Here is a 17,062-nt window from a genome sequence, read left to right as displayed (position 1 = left end):
ATTTCAGATCCTTTTGCGATGCGCAAAAGCGCTCAATCAAAAACCCGCAGTCTAACCGCGGGCAATTTTAGCTGGATAGGCTTTCTCAAACCAGAGCGTAAACAAGCCCAGAATAAGCGGACAGAGCGTGTTGATCAGCGCCGCCAGCTCAGGAACCGCGCTGCGCAGGATCGCGTATGTTCCTCCCGCGCTCACGGCGTAAAGCAAGCCCCAGGCCAGCGTCAGGATCAGATTGGTCCGCATGAATAAAGGATTCTGATAGGCCGCGTCACCATGATACTTTTCTTTAGAATAGTGCGCGCTTAACGGTATCGGCGTCAGGCAGGAAAGCAGCCATAATAAGCTGAACGCCAGATAAGAAAGCGGGATAAGCCAACGCAGATCAGCGCCCTGCAGCGCTATCAGAGCGAAGGCCGCGACCAACAGGCCGGTAAATCCGTCATAGATCGTCAGCGTCCATTTTTTGCCAGAGAGCGCCAGTCCCGCCGCCATCACAATCGCGGCGCTGGCGCCCAGCGAAGCGGAAAATGGCAGAAGCATCCACAAACAGCACCAGGGCAGGATCAACAGAAGCATGTTGGTCCTTTTCTTCCCTTTTTCCAAATCTGAGGGAATGGAATTCCCCGGGCCGCTGAAATAGCGGTCCCAGTCCATCAAAAGAGTCAAATCGCCCCACGTTTTGTAACGGCCTTCCATCATTGCCTGCTCGCCCCGCAGTTCACCGCGGGCAATCGCCTGCCAGACCTCTAACGGCGTTTCCACGCGCGTCGTATAGGGCTTCGTTCCCAATGGACAGAGTTCGCAGGTCTTGCCCAGCGTCAGCTGATAGCCGGTCTGCACGTCCGTATAGAAAATCTCAAATACCCGTTCTTTTCCATCAAACGCCGCCGGATTATACAGCGCCGCCATCTGGCGGGTAAACTGCTCAGCCTGGCGGACTTTTGTCTTCTGCGGATCGTTCTGTTCCTTTAGATTCTGGATATTCCAGCTGGCATTCGCCAGACTGATAAACGTTTCTTCCGGCAGCAGCGGCTCGCTTAAGCGCCGCAGCGTGCTGTCAGACAGCGTTTTGGTCCGGGCGTATTCCTGCCCGGCCTGCGTAACCTGAGCCAGATACGCCAAGGTCTGCCGGCGCAGCTCGGGATGAGCGAACAGCTCACCTTGAGGACATAATATTTTGAGACTGTCGCCGAAGGCCAGGTCAAACTGCCGGATCAGCGCTTCGTAATTGTTCTCAACCGTCGTAAAGCCGCAGGTAGAGATCAGGATCGATTTCATCGGGGCATTCTGATCGCGCCGGGGATGAACCGGACGCCCGTACGCGTCCCTTTCCATCCAGGGCAGATTCAGCGGCAGACAGCGGTCAAGCAGTGTTTTCACCGGTCCCGGCATGCCGAAATAGTATAATGGGAAGCTCCACAGGATCAGATCGGCTGACCGCATTTCGTCCAGCACCTCCGCCATCGCATCCGGGATAACGCACACACCCGGCGTCGCGGTCCAGCAGCGGAAGCATCCCTGACACGGGCTTAAGTTCAGCTCATTGATCATCCTTGTTTTAACGATCAGCGGACTTTCCAGCTCCTGCCGCAGCCCCTCAAGAAACGCCTGCGTCAGCTGAAACGTATTGCTGGCAGCGCCGCGGGGACTGCCGTTAAGCGTCAGAATTTTCATTTTCAATCTCCTTCAGCCGCGCGATGCAGCGGTCAATCCAGTCTTGGCACATCTGCGTATAGGCCCGGCCGAAATCAGCGGTCATTTCCCAAACCACCGCGTCCGAAGGCGACTGGGTCAGCACCTGATACTGTTCGATCAAACCGGCGACAGATTCCATCTCTCTCTGGCGAACTTCGTAGACCTGCGCTAACCGCTCAAGCATTTCCCGGTTTTCGTGGGGCGAACGGCGGCCGGAAAAGAAGATCCGCAGCAGTACCTCGCTGCGTGTCGGCATCATTTCCGTACTCAGATCGCTCGCTAACCAGCGGTCCAGTTCAGCTTTGCCCTGAGCCGTGATCGCATACACCCGTTTGTCCGGTTTGCCCGTCTGGACTTCAATCCGGGAATGAAGCAATCCTTCCGCTTCCAGCTGGTTCAGCTCACGGTAGATCTGACTGGTTTGCGCCTGCCAGAAAAACGACAGGGAATCGTTGAACGCTTTCGCCAGCTCATAGCCGGTCATCTCGCCATAATTCAATAATCCAAGCAAGCCTTGTTTCAGCGCCATCCGGTAACCCTCCTCCGTTCATATTCCACAAGTAGAATATCATCCTTTACCTGAAATGTAAAGGAGGAGAACTCCGATCGGCGCAGGCAGAATTCTCTAGGCTTGGAAAGGACAGGCAGCTCTTGAAATCACCCGGCTTCCAAGCGGATGTCCGCCCTCTGAATCCTTCTTATCAGCCACTCCTGCTCTGGCCGGACTCCCAATCAGCACGCAAAAAAAGCCTTCGTCGGAAGGCTTTCTTTGTGACCTAAAGGGTTGATATGATTCCCGGTTATAAGCCAGGTGGGTACCCTGTTCAGATTTTTAGGATCCCCTGATAAATCAGAGTTTTCGACACCAAACTGAAACGTCCGGATTCCCATATATCAAGTGTTGGAAATATATGTGTTCCCTTTAGGCATTAGTATTATAGCACGCATTTTTTTAATTATGAATGCTTGACATTTGGAAACTTATAGAAAGTTTTATTTTTCGAGCGCGATGTGCAGTTCTTTCAGCTGTTTTTCATCCACGGTGTTCGGCGCCTCGCTCATCAGATCCGACGCGCTGGCTGTTTTCGGGAACGCCACGACGTCGCGGATGTTGTCGGTACCGGCCAGAATCATAACCAGACGTTCCAGACCGATGCCTACGCCGCCGTGCGGCGGCGTGCCGTAACGGAAGGCGTCAATGAAGAAACCGAATTTTTCGCGGGCTTCCTCCATCGACATGCCGATCGCCTCGAAGACCTTCTCCTGGACATGTTGATCATGAATCCGGATCGAGCCGCTCAGCAGCTCGTAGCCGTTGAGCACCAGGTCATACGCCCGGGAATAACAGTTTTCCGGATCGCTCATCAGCTTGTCGACATCTTCCAGATTCGGGCTGGTAAACGGATGATGCGCGGCGACATAGCGCTGTTCTTCCTCGCTGTATTCAAACATCGGGAAGTTGGTGACCCACAGGAAATTGTAACGGCTCTCGTCGATCAGATTCAGCTGCCGTCCCAGTTTCACACGCAGCGCACCCAGCGCCGTCTGAGCCACCTTCGCTTTATCCGCGATCATAAAGATCAGATCGTTGTCCTTTAAGCCCAGCGTTTCGATCAAAGCGTTCTTTTCTTCCGGCTTGAGCACCTTGGCGACGGATCCGCTCAATTCACCTTGGCTCATTTTCAGCCAGGCCAGCGCCTTTGCCCCGTAAATTTTGACAAATTCCTGAAGCTTGTCGATATCCTTGCGGGAGAACTGATCCGCGGCCTGAGCAGCGACGATTGCACCGACCATCCCCTTCGGCTGTTCCAGGACATTTTTAAAGACCGTGAACTCCGTATCCTTAAATACCACGTTTAAGTTCTGAATTTCCATGTCAAAGCGGGTGTCCGGTTTATCCGAGCCATACCGCGCCATGCATTCGTTATACGTTAAGCGCGGGAATGCGTCCAGTTCGACGTTTTTCAGATTGCGGAAGATTTCCTTCATCAAACCTTCGACAACCGTCCAGACCTGTTCCTCGTCGACAAAACTCATCTCGATGTCGATCTGCGTGAATTCCGGCTGGCGGTCGGCGCGCAGATCCTCGTCGCGGAAGCAGCGGGCGATCTGGAAATACTTTTCAATTCCTCCGACCATCAGCAGCTGCTTGTAAATCTGCGGCGATTGGGGCAGGGCGAAAAACTTGCCCTTAAAAATCCGCGACGGCACGAGATAATCGCGGGCGCCTTCCGGCGTCGATTTGCACAGGATCGGCGTTTCAACTTCAATAAAACCCTGATCGGACAAATAATTACGCGTCAGCATCGTGACCTTGTGACGCAGGATCAGATTGTTCTGGATCGGCGCACGGCGCAGATCGAGATAACGGTATTTCAGGCGCGTGTCTTCCAGCGCGTCGGTTTCCTCGGCAATGATCATCGGGGTGGTTTCCGCCGTGTTGACGATGTTCACGTTTTCGGCATAGATTTCAATCTCTCCGGTCGCCATCTTCGGATTTTTATCCTGGCGTTCGACAACCTTGCCCTCGACCTGCAGGATATATTCGTTGCGGACGTCCTTAACCTGCTCGGCCAGTTTTTCATCCACGGTAATCTGAACGATACCGCTGCGGTCGCGCAGGTCGATAAAGACCAGCGCGCCCAGATTACGCCGGCGGGCAACCCAGCCGACGACCGTAACGTGTTCTCCGGCGTTGGCTAAGCGCAGTTCGCCGTTATTGTGAGTCCGTTTCATGCTTCTTCTTCTCCTTCTGCCTGAAAATAAGCGTCCAGCGTCGCGATCAGCTCATCCTGATCAATCGTAATCTGACGCTGTTGTTCAATAAATTTAACATTGACCTGATGGTTGGCGGCTTCGCTTTCACCGGCGATGACCGCAACCCGGGCCTTGCGCCGGTCCACCGATTTGAATTGAGCTTTCAGCGACCGGGGCTGGATGTTGAATTCCGTGTGATAGCCCGCGGCGCGACATTCGGTTGCCAGCGCCAGCGGCAGCGTTCCGACGTTGCCCAGCGCCATGACGTAGACGTCCAGACTGGCTTCTTCGCCCAGCTCAACCTGTTCCGCCTCCGCCAGGATCATTAAGCGTTCCAGACCCATCGCAAAGCCGACGCCCGACATTTCCGGACCGCCGAAATACTCGACCAGTCCATCGTAGCGGCCGCCCGCGAAGACGGTTGCCTGCGAGCCGGATTCCGGATGCGTGGAAACGACCTCAAACACCGTGTGGGTGTAGTAGTCCAGGCCGCGCACCAGCTTGTCGTCAATTTCATAAGGGATTTCCAACGCGTCCAGCGCGGCGAGCACCTGATCGAAGTATGCCTTCGACTCCGGCGTCAGATACTGCTGCAGCGACGGCACGTTCTGCATGCTTGGATGTTCGTTATCGACCTTGCAGTCCAGAAGCCGCAGCGGATTTTGTTCATAGCGGCGCTGGCAGTCTGCGCACAGCTCACCGACGCTGTCCTTGAAGTGCTCGCGCAGCGCGCCCCGGTAGGCTGCCCGGCTTTCATCGTCGCCCAGCGTGTTGATCAACACCTTGACCTGACTTAAGCCCAGCGCTTTGACGATGCTGTAACCCAACGCGATCACCTCGGCGTCGATCAGCGGGCTTTTCATGCCGATGTTTTCGATGCCGAACTGGTTGAACTGGCGGTAACGGCCCTTCTGCGGCCGTTCATAACGGAACATTTCGCCCATGTAGTAGAGCTTGGCCGGCATTTCCAGCCGCCCGTACATCTTGTGCTGCACGAAGCTGCGGACAACCCCGGCCGTGCCTTCCGGTCTGAGCGTCAGCGAATCCTCGCCATGCACAGAGAACGTATACATTTCCTTATTGACCATGTCGGAGCTGTCGTTTTCCCGTTTGAAAACCCGCGTGTCCTCGAAGACCGGCGTGCGGATTTCCTCATACCCGTAAACGTCGCAGAGGTTGCGGATCAAATCTTCAACCTTCTGCCACTTGCGCGTCGCTTCCGGAAGTAAATCCTGCGTGCCGCGCGGAGTCTGGTAATTCTCCATCATCAATTCCTCCTTTTTCTATTTTCAAGTTCCTTGCCTTGGGATGCCGATCCACAAAAAAAGCGCCCTGTCTAAGGACGCTTTGACTGCGTGGTACCACCTTAGTTCACGGATTGCTCCATGCCCTCTTTCCGATAACGCCGGAAATTCGTCGGCAGCTACTGCTGGTTCCCTGCCGCTTCTTGCAAGTGTCAGTCGCCGGGGGGTGATAAAGGAAGCTTTCAGCCACTGTCTTCCCTCTCTGACTTATCCCGTTCCAGGTTCCTCTTGGTCCTTGAATTTATCCCTAGTTTAGCACGATTTCACGCTTTGCACAAGGGTAAAATCCGCTTTCCCGCGGCTTTGTGGAATCGTATTCTTTTCATTCTGAATGCGGCGTTTTGGCGATCAGTCCTGATGCGTTGATTCGCTGTCCTTCTGGCGGCTATCGTTTGTTTCCTTTTGAATGTAAGTTGTTTTTTCCTTGCCTTCTTTTTTACCAAAATATGCGATAACACAAGCGCCGATCAACATACAAATACCATATTTCGTCAACAGATCAAGCTGAAAAAAATAATGATGCATTAAAACAAGACAACTCAAGCTGAGCAAAGACTCAAAACCGGCAATCCAGCAGCATTCATGGATAACTGCTTCCTCGGAGTATTTAGCACTGAAATATATTTCTTCAACAAAACAAATAACGAACATCGGGACGGAAAACGTCAGCGCGTACAACAGAACGCGGATCGGATCCAAAAGCAGAAACAGCTCCCTTTCATTGATACACAGTTGAAGCAGCCCCGGCAGAAATAAACCCAAAATTAATGCCATCAAACTTAAAATACTTTCAGGATTTTTCAAGACCAAATTTTTAATATCCTGATAAATTCCAAACAACATGATCACCCCTTTGTTTCATTGTATCTTATTCCTTATCTAAAACGCAATCATGAATTCATGATCAACGCTGCGCGCTCTACTTACTTCTTTCCTTTTTCTTACAATTTCTTTTCATCTCTGGCGTTTTATTTCAGCCTTTTGTATTATAGGCTTACGAATTGAAGGAGGATCAGTTCATGCGTTTATTTATTCGCCAGCGGTTCTTTTCCTGGACCGACAGCTTTGATATTACTGATGAAGAAGGCTATGCCGTTTACAGTGTGCGCGCAGATTTATTAGCGTTGTCGCATGTCCTGCGGGTGTTTGACGTTGAAGAACAGGAAATCGGTTTAGTCCGTGAAAAACTATTTCACTTCCTGCCGACCTTTGAAGTCGAGCTGGACGGCGATCAAGTCGCGGTCATCCGCAAGGAATTCTCGTTTCTGCATCCAAGCTACCGCATCGACTGCGAAGGCTGGAGCGTGGAAGGCGACTTGTTCGGCTGGGATTATCAGATCTTCCGCGACGGCGAGCTGTGCGGAACAATCAGTAAGGAGGTCATCTCGCTGACCGACACCTACGTCATTGATTTCGACGATCCGCGGGATGAGCTGATGATCGTCATGCTTGTTCTGGCAATCGACGCCGCAAATTGCAGCGAGCATTAAGGAATCCGGCAATGAAAATTGTACTGGGCGCGGGAACAACGCAGTTTGACGGCTGAATCAGCACCCGGCTGATCCAGCCGAACTTATTGAAACCGGAAACGTTTGAAGCCTTTTTCCAAGGTGAACAGGCGGGTCCAGCCCTAAACGTTATTTCTCGGGAAATACAGTCTGACAATGACTGAATCGACAGTATCAGTTGCGTTTCCATAAACAAAATCCCAGTAAAAAAGGTCTGAACAGAAACAGACCGGCATCAGCTTGTGCGGAGAACATCCGAATCAAGTTTTGTCGGTCCGTTTTTAATTTATTCAGTGAAACTGCTTGTCAGCTGTTCAAACAGCCTGTCGAGCACTTCGATCCGCTGCGGCTGTCCTGTCATATCGGTCACCGTGGATAAAGAAGGCAGAATTCGATTGCCGAAACGTTTTTTCCATAGTCCGCCAACCCCCAGCGTCCGCGCATAGCCATAACATTTCAACGCGTAGTCCGGATCACGGTCCAGCCAGTCGTCCAGTTTTGAATCCGGCATCTGCTTCAGATCACTGCGCCATTGCCTGACCTGCTGGAGCAGCCGCGCTCCTTCCGGATTCAGCGGCTTCATCGGCCACAAGATCAGCTGCCCGAGCAGCAGGCTGCTGAAGCTGATTACCGCCGGAAGATCCTGCGGATCAAAATAAGCCAGGACGCGGATTAAAAGAATCAGCCAGCCGAAGCCCAATCCTGCCAACGCCCAGCGTGTCTTTTTCAATCCCTGCCCCAACGCCGCACTCAAGCAGCCTATCGCGATCGTTACCGCAATCAATCCCAGACTGAACAGATATACGACGCTGTCAGATGCTGCCCATGGAAACAGGATATGCGTGATCATTACCGGCGGCAGGACGCTCAGTCCAATCAACAGCCAGCGCAGACCCGCCAGCCCTTTATGCCGCCATTGCGCCTTTTCCTGCCGGGCCTGCCTGCAGGCTTCCTGAATACAGGCGGATGAGCGCAAACCGTTCTTATCCAACGTCACCGTATTTCCATCTTCCAGATTCAACAGCGAACGCATGAATTGCTTTTCCCAGTCCGGCTGATGGATCAGCGAGCGTTTGCGCGTCAGCTGAATACGATGACCCTGCATTTCCACCTGGATATAATCCCGGGCCGCCCAGTTGATCACCACGGCCGCCAGCGTTTCTGCGCCGATCGGTTTATCCGTTAACAACGCAGCCTGCAGCGGGTTAACGCCGTTAGGCAGCTCGCCGAGGGTCCTCCGCTTTGTACTGCGGCTCAAAAAGCGGAACAACCCCGACGCCAGCACCATCCCGACGCCAAACATCGACCAGAACCCGATCAGATCGCTGCCCAGCATTCGCCGTACATGGCGCGGAATATCAATTTCAACGCTCACCCGATCATCCCCGCTCAAACCCTCCGTCGAGTAGAGATGCAGCAGGCGGCCGTCCTCGCTGACGTCCAGCGTCACCTTTTCCAGATCCTCATATGTCCGGGAATTATAGAAATCGGTTCTGAATTTGAGCTCTTGCGGCAGCTGAATCACGACGTCCAGCTCGTCGATCTGCGCGTCGTTCATCGCGTCGTCGAAATTCAGGTGCCATTGGTCCTCTGACGAGGCCAATTCAATCCGGTAATCCAGTGTCAAGGCCACCGGCTTATCCTTTGGCAGCCGGATGAAGCCGTATTCCGAGGCTTTTAGCGAGGGATCGCTGATCACGACGTCTTTCAACAGGGCGTCGGGATAGCTCGGCCAGCCTAAAAACAAATCAAGCATCGGATCCAGTTCGGAACTCTGGCTCGTCCATTCCAGCTCCTGATACACCTGAAGATCCATCTGTGGCAGCACTTCGACCTCCACATGCCAGCGCGAATATCGTGAAGGCCAGCGATAGGACTGCGCTTTGGCGAAGGTTCCTTCGTCGAAATGAACGATCAAATTCAACGTCGGATAATCCAGGACATCCGTGGAATCAAAAACAAACGTCTGATCCTGCCACTTGCCTGTTCCATAGCGGCACTGACCGCCGCTTTGGCCGCAGTCGAGAAGCCAGTTGTCGCGGATAAGCCCGGAATCAAACTGGATTTCGGCATGCATCTGCTCGACGGGCAAATCCAGCGGCGAACGGCCTAAATCCAGTGAAAAGGTATCGCGATCTGCTTCGTCATCCTGAAAACAGCGCAGCGTATAATTCAGCTGCAGCTGAACGTCTTGATCCCGATTGACTTTGACCTGATTCCATTGCGGATCCAGCACGGCTTGCCTGCTGAGCAAGCTGACATCCTCAGCCCGAGCTACGGCATCGTCCGGCAGTTCCAGAAAGAGATCATAAGTCTCGTGCTCCGGCAGCCGCAGTCTGATTGTTTCCGACACGGTGATCGTCTTATCCGCATGGACGACTGCTTCCACGAGCCGGGATGTGATCGCGGCGGATTCTTCCGCGTGAATGGGCAGAAACGAAAAGCACAATCCCAGCGCAATCAGTATTCCAAGACCTTTTCTCATCGCTGCGGATCCTCCAGTACCTGCGGTCCCTTCCGCAGATCAAGAATCCGGCTTCTCAATTCGGCACAGGCCGGATCCTGAAGCAGGCGGTCGATCACGTCGTTTTCTCCAAAGGTGTGCATCGGAGCGATCCAGCCTAACTGACAGACTTTCGCCCACCCCAACAGACCACGGTTATAGCCGTCCTTTAACCGCGGATCGGTCGGGATCATCGCCAAGTCGAAGGTTCTTCCGGCAACCCGTTCCAGTTCGCGGTCAAAGCGTCGTTTCAGCACTTCGTTTTCCCGTCGGTCCTGATCGTTTTCTTCCTCCCAATGCCAGTCGTTTAAATCGCCCGCGTGCAGAATCCGCCAGCCGTCGACTTCGATCATAAACGCCACGCCCTCGTCGTTGGATTTGAGCGTTTCAATGATCATCCCGTTCAGCTCATAGCGCTGATGCGGCTTCACCTTGATGTGATGTTCGTCCTGCGGGCCGAAAATATCCCGGCTCAGCACATACCAGATCTGATCCGTGCCGTGTTCCAGAATCGCTTTATCGTAATGATCGGCGTGATGATGGCTGGCCAGAAACGTAACCGGTTTGTTCGCCGGCAGCGGCAGCCGACTTTTCCCGAAATAATCCAGCACGAGCACGCGCTCAGGCAGCTCCAGCAGGAAACTGCTGTGTTCGATCCATGTGATTTTCATTCAAGTACCCCCTTCTGATTTCTATTTTACAGGAAATCACAGAAAAAAAACAGAATCCGCAGGACTCTGTTTCCAAATTTGTCTAACGCACGACTAAATTTTTATCAATCCGTTTTAACGCCTGGGTCGCGACGATCCCGGTAAAGATTCCAGTCGGAATCGAGGTCACCAGAAGCAGCGGCACGATCGTCATCATCGCCGCGGTTTTATACAGCACCATGACGATCACAACCTGCCCAACGCTGTGGCCGATCGCGCACAGCATCGAGGTCGAAATCATCGACATCTTCAACCCTTTTTTAATCACGATCAGCACGATCGAGCTGAGGATAACGCCGCCGGCAGAGATCCAGAACGTCGAGCCGAAGATCGTTCCCCGCAGCAGATTGCCGATCACGACGCGCATCGTATTGACGATGATCATTTCCTTAACGCCCAGAATTTCAATCGTGATCAGGGCGATGATGTTGGCCAGCCCCAGACGCATGCCAAACGGCAGCGATACCGTCAGCATCGTTTCCAGCAGATTGATCGCGATCGCCATCGCCGCCAGCATTGTGACATAAACGAAATGCTTTGTCTTACTCAGCTTCATGTCAGTTATCCTTCAGAGTGACAATCACTTCATTCGGGATACAGACGATTGGGAAATAGTCCTTAACGCTGACCCAGCCGATCGAGGAACAGATGTGATTCGGACATTCTTCTTCCGTAATCCGCCATTTGCCGTCCTTGACTTCCAGCTTCATCTTGCCATAGGATCCGTTAAAATAGTAGTCTTCGTCTTTGTTGACGTTGAACGTATGGATCACCTGATTTTTATACGTGACGATCCCATAGGTTTTGACGTTCAGCCGGTTATAGATCTGAACGCCGACATAAATGCCCAGCGCTACAAATAAAATAGCGACTATCAGTTTGATTTCTTTTTTGCTCATCGTTTCACATCCTAATTCAGCTTTTCTATTATAACATGGTTGTTTGTGATTGCAAGTGAAGGTTAGCTGAACATCGCCTCCCGCAGGCTGGAAACGGATGCCGCTTTCCCCGCGTGCATTTTCTCTGACTTTCGCCTATAATAGAAAACGTAATCTTACCAGGGAGAAAACTGATGACAATTTTGGACAATGCATTAACGCAGGCGCAGAAACGCCGTACGATCCGGCACTTTGACAGCACGCCGGTAAAGATGAATGATATTCGGACAGCCTTGAAAATCGCAGCGACCGCTCCCAGCGGCGCGGACATGCAGCCATGGCATTTCTGCGTCATCACCAACAAAGCAAAAAAACGTGCGCTGCGCGAAGCGTGTGAACAGGTGGAACGGGAATTTTATGAGAACCGGATCAGCGAGGTCTGGCGGCAGGATCTGGAAAAACTGAACCTGCAGGTTGAAAAGCCTTTCCTGAGCGAAGCGCCGTGTTTGATCGTGATCTTTAAGCAGATGAAACATGAGGACAGCGCAGGACACTGGGTTCCCAATTATTACGTGAACGAGTCCGTCGGGATCGCGACGGGGTTCCTGATCCAGGCGCTGCACCAGGCCGGCTATGCGATGCTGACGTACACGCCGGCGCCGATTCATTTTCTCACAGAGCTTTGCGGCCGTCCGGAAAATGAAGTCGCCGAAATGATTCTCGTGGTTGGCCACGCGCAAAAAGACGCGCCGCTGCCGCAGCTGAAAAAGAAGACCCTTGAGGAAATCGCCAGTTTTATCGACTGATCAGACAGCCATGACGCAAACCGCCTTGACCTTTCTTTTTCAGGTGAAATTCGCTTATTTAAATTTGTGATTCATTCATTTTCCAAATTTTATAGAAAAACAGCTAAAAAAAGCTGGAAGTTGCGTTTCCAGCTTCAGTTCCTTGATTTCAAAAATTTGTATTTCGTGTTGATCAGACGGTTTAACGACCGTCTTTTTTGCGGATCGGATGCCGGATTACCGTCTTCTGCTTCGCCGGATCGCATTTCCGCGGATCCGACAAATAGATTTCATGATGCCGGCGGACTTCGTTAATCTCATTTTCATATCCCTGCGCTTCGATGTACGCGTCCATCATCGCGACGCTGGCCGGTTCGTCGTCATAGGCACCGATGTGCATCATCTGCACGCACAGTCCCTCCTCGATCGTCAGAAACGCCGCGGATGAACAGTCGATCTGTTTCTTCCGCTGCGCCTCCTGCACGGCCCAGTCGAAATCTTCCTGCTTGATGAAATCGGGAACCCGGATCACGCTGAGCCAATGAAAACCGCACTTCTGCGAATAGTCCATGCCGGCGAGGCCCGGCTGCCACCAGAAGCCTTCCAGCGGCGGCACGACATATTCGTAAAACCCGGCGATCTGACGTGTCCCTTTATAGCTCATTTTGAGCGTATAAGCGAGCGCATACAAGACGCTGACGGCCCGTTGATAAGCGCCGCCTTCCTCGTTGGGATCGCCCTGACCAGACACTACGAGAAAATTCATGGGCGGAACCGTAACAATTTCCGGTTTGTTTTTCGGCATATAGAACATTTTTTCTTCTTTTTTAAAATCATAGGCCATGGTATAGCACCTTCCTTTTGATTTCATTGTACCGCGCCAAACCTGACATCAGGATGTCAGGTTGAAAACAAATACGATGCGGGGATTGAATTTTTTTCAAATATTCGGTCTTCGTTTCTACTTTGTCGCATCGTTTGCGTACGATGCGGGGATTGAATTTTTATTTAGTGAGTGAAGTTAAAAAGGAACAGTTCAATCATATCGTTTGTGTACTGAAGCGCATGACTTCTTTCCTCAGCTGGAAATGGGGAATACCGGCTTCCTGACGCTGCATCTGGCAGACTTCAGCGAAGGTAGGCGTTCACCGCTTTGACCGGCACATCCATCCTCTGGGCGATCGCTTCGATCGTCAACCCCTGGTCCAGAAACCGCTGGCAAACGGCTTTCATCGTCTCTCCGACTTCAATGACATGACCATCCGGATCCCAAAACCGCACGATCCGCTGACCCCAGCGCTGTTCCTCAGCAGGATTGATGACCCGCACCGAGGTGAGCGCCGCAAGCTTTGCGGCAAACGCGTCGAACTCCGCTTCTTCAAAATAAAGCTCGATCGCATTGGCTTGATAAGCGACGTCAAGACCGGTGAACTGCTTCCAGCTTTCTTCTGTCTGCAAGGCCAGACCGCCGCTGAGCACGGCATGAATCTCAAGATCCACCAACGTCCGCAGGCCCAGCACTTCCTTATAAAAGGCCTCCGATCGTTTCAGATCCCGGACGACGAGCATCGTATTTTTTAATTTCATCGCTGATCCTTCACTTTCACTTAAAATTTCAACAAGCCCTGCTCGTCATAGTGGAAATTCGGCCCCCAGGCTACTTCCCAGACATAACCGTCAGGATCGCTGAAATACGCATGATAACCACCCCAGAAAACCGGCTGCGGTTCTTTCAGGATCGTGGCTCCGGCTTCACGCGCCAGGGCGATCAACTGATCGACTTCCGCTTTCTTTTCGACATTATACGCCAGCGTGATGCCGGAAAATCCCGGGCTGATTGCCGGCGGATTGTGCAGATTGACGTCCTGCGCCAACTGCGCCAGCGGATAGAGTTCAAATTTGGTTCCCGGCGTATCAAAGAAACAAACAGCCGGATTGTCTTCCTGGCAATCGGTCTTGTAGCCTAAGCCGTCGCGGTAAAAATGGAGGGACTTCGCCATATCGCGGACGCCCAGGCAGATACAGGTAATTTTATTCATCTATGCGGTTTCCTTTCTGAACTAGCGGGTTCAATCCGGTCAAACGCCATCAGAAACGCGATATTCTCAATCGCCTTCCAACCTTTCCATTGTGTGCGTGCCACGCGGAAAGCCTCGGGATACAGCCCCGCCCAATTCCACGGAATTTCCCACACATCACCCTCAGGACAGGTGTCGATCAAATAATCCAGCTCCGCTTCCACCAGGTCTTTCAGCCGGGGATACGCTGCGTCGTTGCGCGAACGGACGAAGTAAGACGGACGTGGTTTATATTCCTGCCACTGGGCAGGATCGCGTTCCACCCGCTTTTCAATCAACGTCAGAATCCGTTCCTCGATTTGATCCTGCGTGTACGCCGTCGCCGGCAGGAAGTCCAGCTGCGGCAGCCACCCGCAGAAGGCATCCACGCCCATCTCACCAAAATCCTCCTGCGTAAACAGCAGCTCCAAGGCCTTTGCAACAATCGCTTCCGCCTTCGCTCTCAGCGTCTTGTCGTCGCAATCCCGCGTCAGGATCTGCCGCGCCAGACCCAGATTCAAACCAAAGCTCTCCGCGTCGTTGAGCTTTGGATCATAGCCCATCCACGGGGCATGCGGATAAGCGTCGTTGGATTGGATCGTAAACGGCCAGCCGTCCCGATACGTCGTGCTTTCCTGGCTCAAATACGCAAACGCTCCTCGATACAGCGGATCGTGCGCGTCCAGCTGCAGCGCTTCGGCCAGCGCCAGCGCGGAACCGGTCTGGTAAGGGGAAGATTGGGGATTCATGCAATCCGGCTCCAGCCCCCAGCCGAAACCACCGTCCGCGTTTTGATAACCGCTTAACACTTCCGCAGCCTGATTCCGGCTGCCGCCTTCAAACATCGCTTGCCAGCGCGCCCATTCCAGCGGCCGGCCATTGCGCAGAACCCAGCGGCGGATTTGCTGAAACTGAGCCTGCGTCATTCTCTTTTTCATCGGAAACACCTCCGGGGCTATTGTACCGGAATCAGCGTTTGGCTGTCTTGGAAAAAAACGACAACCGTTGGGGCACCCTCCATAAGGAAGGTGCCCCAAGGCGGCTCTGTATCTTAACTTAATATTATCGTTTTCATACGGCGTAGCCTTCGGGTTATGCCGTTTTTGTCATTCTTGCACCTTTTGTTTTCAGGTGCTCTTGGAAGTATTCTTCCATTTCTTCGGGAGAAGGTTCACGGATAATACCCACACCGTTGTAGTGGATTTCCACGCTCTGGTATCGTTTTCCGTCCTTGTATTCGGGTTTGCCGACCACAATCTTTTGGATAAATTCGTGTACCAGTTCCGGCGTCAGCTCCGTAAGCTGCGTTACCTTCTTTGCCTTTTCAATAAAACGCTGTAAGCCTTCGGTGGCGATTTTGGCGTTTTCAAGTTCGGTTTCCAGTTCGGGGACTTTGGTTTTCAGTTCCTCCTGCTCGGTTTCCAAAGACATCGACATCGTGGCAAATCGGTCATCACTTACCTTACCCGTTGCGTTATCCTCATAAAGCTTTTGAATAACGGTATCAATCTCTCGGATACGCCTTTTCGCTTTTTCAAGTTCTCTGCGCTTCTCGGTCAGTTCCTTTTTCTTCTGCTCTCCGAAGTTTTCAAGCTGCTTTTGTGCGAACAGCTTTTCGTATGACTGCACATACCACAATACCCTCTGCATACTTTCAAGCACAAGCTTTTCAATTACTTTTTCTCGGATATAGTGGGCAGAGCATATATCGGAGTTTTTACGATAGGAAGAACAGAAGAAATACGCTTGCTCCCTTTTGTAGTTGTTCGTCACGCTGTAATACAGTTTTTCTCCGCAATCGGCGCAGTAGAGAAGTCCCGAAAACATACTCACAATTCCGCTCTTAGTTGGTCTGCGGCGGTGCTTTCTTAACTCCTGCACAAGTGCAAAGGTTTCTCTGTCCACAATAGCGGGGTGGGTGTTTTCAAATATCTGCCACTCGTCCTGCGGTCTTTCCAATCGCTTTTTCAATTTGAAAGATTTGCTTGTGGTTCGGAAGTTTACCGTGTCTCCACAATACTCTTGCTTATCAAGAATATTGGATACCGTATCTGCTACCCATCCAAACGGAACGGCAGGCGGATTACTGCATTTTCTTCCGATACTGTTCCAGTATTCTGTGGGCGTCATAACCTTTTCGGCTTTGAGTTTCTTTGCAATCTGCGTCGGTCCGAGCCCCGAAATGCAAAGGTCGAATATTCTTTTTACAACCTCTGCGGCAGGCTCGTCGATTATCCATTGCTCCTTATCATCGGGTGATTTCATATACCCGAAAGGCGGGTTGGTCGTTAAATGCTTTCCCGACATTCCCTTGCTCTGCATTACCTTACGGACTTTATCGCTTGTGTTTTTTGCGTGCCATTCGTTGAATAAGTCCTGCATCGGAACAAGGTCGCTGATACCGTTTTTGGTGTCGATGTTATCCATAATTGCGATATAACGCACATTCAGGCGGATAAAATCTTCCTCCAAAAGCTGACCGACGATTAAGCGGTTACGCCCAAGTCTGGAATGGTCTTTTACCACAAGATTGGCAACCAAGCCCTGTTCGGCAAGCTCCATTATCTCCATAAACGCCGGTCTGTTGAACAGAACGCCTGAAAATCCATCATCATAGAAAAAGCGGGGATTCGGCAGCTTATTGTCCTTTGCATACTTTTCGAGTATGGCTCTTTGATTCTGAATACTGCCCGATATACCGTCCTTTTCGTCATCACGACTGAGGCGGGCATAGAGGGCGGTGATTCTGTCTGTTGGCTGTTTAATGCTCATATAGCTCCTTTCCACAGCCGGATATGATATAAATCGTAGGTACAATTATAATACCATATCCGCCGTTAAACTTCAACACTTTAAAGCGGTGTT

Annotated in this window: 16 protein-coding genes; 2 read left to right on the top strand and 14 right to left on the bottom strand. The window is 52.0% G+C overall.

Annotated features, from left to right (window positions below):
• Positions 1-51: 51 nt before the first annotated feature.
• The 5 genes from I2G61_RS00720 to I2G61_RS00700 form a co-directional block, all read right to left on the bottom strand.
• On the bottom strand, positions 52-1,674 hold the full coding sequence (locus I2G61_RS00720) for an NAD(P)H-dependent oxidoreductase (protein WP_195395376.1): 1,623 nt from the start codon (positions 1,672-1,674) through the stop codon (positions 52-54).
• Positions 1,655-2,224, bottom strand: coding sequence for a PadR family transcriptional regulator (locus I2G61_RS00715; protein WP_072685035.1), 570 nt, complete (start codon positions 2,222-2,224; stop codon positions 1,655-1,657). Before I2G61_RS00715 ends, I2G61_RS00720 begins: the two co-directional genes overlap by 20 nt.
• 464 nt (positions 2,225-2,688) lie before the next feature.
• Positions 2,689-4,431: an aspartate--tRNA ligase gene (gene aspS, locus I2G61_RS00710; protein WP_072685034.1), complete on the bottom strand. Its 1,743-nt coding sequence runs from the start codon at positions 4,429-4,431 to the stop codon at positions 2,689-2,691.
• Positions 4,428-5,720 carry a histidine--tRNA ligase gene (gene hisS / locus I2G61_RS00705; RefSeq protein ID WP_072685033.1) on the bottom strand — a complete coding sequence of 431 codons (1,293 nt, stop codon included), beginning with the start codon at positions 5,718-5,720 and terminating at the stop codon, positions 4,428-4,430. The genes aspS and hisS overlap by 4 nt, the downstream gene beginning before the upstream one ends.
• 384 nt (positions 5,721-6,104) lie before the next feature.
• Positions 6,105-6,599, bottom strand: coding sequence for a hypothetical protein (locus I2G61_RS00700; protein WP_072685032.1), 495 nt, complete (start codon positions 6,597-6,599; stop codon positions 6,105-6,107).
• 176 nt (positions 6,600-6,775) lie between these two features.
• On the opposite strand from I2G61_RS00700, the gene I2G61_RS00695 reads away from it, so the two are divergent.
• Positions 6,776-7,246 carry an LURP-one-related/scramblase family protein gene (locus tag I2G61_RS00695; RefSeq protein ID WP_072685031.1) on the top strand — a complete coding sequence of 157 codons (471 nt, stop codon included), beginning with the start codon at positions 6,776-6,778 and terminating at the stop codon, positions 7,244-7,246.
• A 304-nt stretch (positions 7,247-7,550) separates the two neighbouring features.
• Here I2G61_RS00695 and I2G61_RS00690 read toward each other — a convergent pair whose 3' ends face one another.
• From I2G61_RS00690 to I2G61_RS00675, 4 genes are all read right to left on the bottom strand, one after another.
• On the bottom strand, positions 7,551-9,749 hold the full coding sequence (locus I2G61_RS00690) for a DUF2207 domain-containing protein (protein WP_195547744.1): 2,199 nt from the start codon (positions 9,747-9,749) through the stop codon (positions 7,551-7,553).
• Entirely contained in the window at positions 9,746-10,438 is a 693-nt protein-coding gene (locus I2G61_RS00685) for an MBL fold metallo-hydrolase (protein ID WP_072685029.1), read from the bottom strand. The genes I2G61_RS00690 and I2G61_RS00685 overlap by 4 nt, the downstream gene beginning before the upstream one ends.
• 82 nt (positions 10,439-10,520) lie before the next feature.
• Entirely contained in the window at positions 10,521-11,033 is a 513-nt protein-coding gene (locus tag I2G61_RS00680) for a Gx transporter family protein (protein WP_072685028.1), read from the bottom strand.
• A gap of 1 nt (position 11,034) precedes the next feature.
• On the bottom strand, positions 11,035-11,376 hold the full coding sequence (locus tag I2G61_RS00675) for a NusG domain II-containing protein (protein ID WP_072685027.1): 342 nt from the start codon (positions 11,374-11,376) through the stop codon (positions 11,035-11,037).
• A gap of 173 nt (positions 11,377-11,549) precedes the next feature.
• Here I2G61_RS00675 and I2G61_RS00670 point away from each other — a divergent pair, with 173 nt between their 5' ends.
• Positions 11,550-12,161 carry a nitroreductase family protein gene (locus I2G61_RS00670; protein ID WP_072685026.1) on the top strand — a complete coding sequence of 204 codons (612 nt, stop codon included), beginning with the start codon at positions 11,550-11,552 and terminating at the stop codon, positions 12,159-12,161.
• A gap of 181 nt (positions 12,162-12,342) precedes the next feature.
• Here the strand turns inward: I2G61_RS00670 and I2G61_RS00665 are convergent, their stop codons facing one another.
• The 5 genes from I2G61_RS00665 to I2G61_RS00645 all read right to left on the bottom strand — a co-directional run bounded on the left by I2G61_RS00665 (position 12,343) and on the right by I2G61_RS00645 (position 16,969).
• Positions 12,343-12,984, bottom strand: coding sequence for a GyrI-like domain-containing protein (locus tag I2G61_RS00665; RefSeq protein ID WP_072685025.1), 642 nt, complete (start codon positions 12,982-12,984; stop codon positions 12,343-12,345).
• A gap of 284 nt (positions 12,985-13,268) precedes the next feature.
• Positions 13,269-13,727 carry a VOC family protein gene (locus I2G61_RS00660; protein ID WP_195395383.1) on the bottom strand — a complete coding sequence of 153 codons (459 nt, stop codon included), beginning with the start codon at positions 13,725-13,727 and terminating at the stop codon, positions 13,269-13,271.
• Between the two features lie 20 nt (positions 13,728-13,747).
• On the bottom strand, positions 13,748-14,179 hold the full coding sequence (locus I2G61_RS00655) for a VOC family protein (protein WP_195395384.1): 432 nt from the start codon (positions 14,177-14,179) through the stop codon (positions 13,748-13,750).
• Positions 14,176-15,135 carry a hypothetical protein gene (locus tag I2G61_RS00650; RefSeq protein WP_195395385.1) on the bottom strand — a complete coding sequence of 320 codons (960 nt, stop codon included), beginning with the start codon at positions 15,133-15,135 and terminating at the stop codon, positions 14,176-14,178. Before I2G61_RS00650 ends, I2G61_RS00655 begins: the two co-directional genes overlap by 4 nt.
• 154 nt (positions 15,136-15,289) lie before the next feature.
• A complete protein-coding gene (locus I2G61_RS00645; protein ID WP_229100624.1) occupies positions 15,290-16,969 on the bottom strand; it encodes a recombinase family protein in 1,680 nt (559 codons plus the stop codon).
• Positions 16,970-17,062 lie beyond the last annotated feature (93 nt).

Source organism: Holdemania sp. 1001095H_141210_F2 (assembly GCF_015558105.1).
Lineage (GTDB): Bacteria > Bacillota_I > Bacilli_A > Erysipelotrichales > Erysipelotrichaceae > Holdemania.
The sequence above is the reverse complement of the archived record's forward strand: the minus strand, read 5'-3'. Positions and strand labels throughout refer to the sequence as shown.

Excerpts from the sequence above, each read along its gene's own strand:
- I2G61_RS00700 (WP_072685032.1), bottom strand. The coding sequence starts at position 6,599 with ATGTTGTTTGGAATTTATCAGGATATTAAAAATTTGGTCTTGAAAAAT.
- I2G61_RS00670 (WP_072685026.1), top strand. The coding sequence starts at position 11,550 with ATGACAATTTTGGACAATGCATTAACGCAGGCGCAGAAACGCCGTACG.
- I2G61_RS00695 (WP_072685031.1), top strand. The coding sequence starts at position 6,776 with ATGCGTTTATTTATTCGCCAGCGGTTCTTTTCCTGGACCGACAGCTTT.
- I2G61_RS00685 (WP_072685029.1), bottom strand. The coding sequence starts at position 10,438 with ATGAAAATCACATGGATCGAACACAGCAGTTTCCTGCTGGAGCTGCCT.
- I2G61_RS00715 (WP_072685035.1), bottom strand. The coding sequence starts at position 2,224 with ATGGCGCTGAAACAAGGCTTGCTTGGATTATTGAATTATGGCGAGATG.
- hisS (WP_072685033.1), bottom strand. The coding sequence starts at position 5,720 with ATGATGGAGAATTACCAGACTCCGCGCGGCACGCAGGATTTACTTCCG.
- I2G61_RS00645 (WP_229100624.1), bottom strand. The coding sequence starts at position 16,969 with ATGAGCATTAAACAGCCAACAGACAGAATCACCGCCCTCTATGCCCGC.
- I2G61_RS00690 (WP_195547744.1), bottom strand. The coding sequence starts at position 9,749 with ATGAGAAAAGGTCTTGGAATACTGATTGCGCTGGGATTGTGCTTTTCG.
- I2G61_RS00720 (WP_195395376.1), bottom strand. The coding sequence starts at position 1,674 with ATGAAAATTCTGACGCTTAACGGCAGTCCCCGCGGCGCTGCCAGCAAT.
- I2G61_RS00650 (WP_195395385.1), bottom strand. The coding sequence starts at position 15,135 with ATGAAAAAGAGAATGACGCAGGCTCAGTTTCAGCAAATCCGCCGCTGG.
- I2G61_RS00665 (WP_072685025.1), bottom strand. The coding sequence starts at position 12,984 with ATGGCCTATGATTTTAAAAAAGAAGAAAAAATGTTCTATATGCCGAAA.
- I2G61_RS00660 (WP_195395383.1), bottom strand. The coding sequence starts at position 13,727 with ATGAAATTAAAAAATACGATGCTCGTCGTCCGGGATCTGAAACGATCG.
- I2G61_RS00680 (WP_072685028.1), bottom strand. The coding sequence starts at position 11,033 with ATGAAGCTGAGTAAGACAAAGCATTTCGTTTATGTCACAATGCTGGCG.
- aspS (WP_072685034.1), bottom strand. The coding sequence starts at position 4,431 with ATGAAACGGACTCACAATAACGGCGAACTGCGCTTAGCCAACGCCGGA.
- I2G61_RS00675 (WP_072685027.1), bottom strand. The coding sequence starts at position 11,376 with ATGAGCAAAAAAGAAATCAAACTGATAGTCGCTATTTTATTTGTAGCG.
- I2G61_RS00655 (WP_195395384.1), bottom strand. The coding sequence starts at position 14,179 with ATGAATAAAATTACCTGTATCTGCCTGGGCGTCCGCGATATGGCGAAG.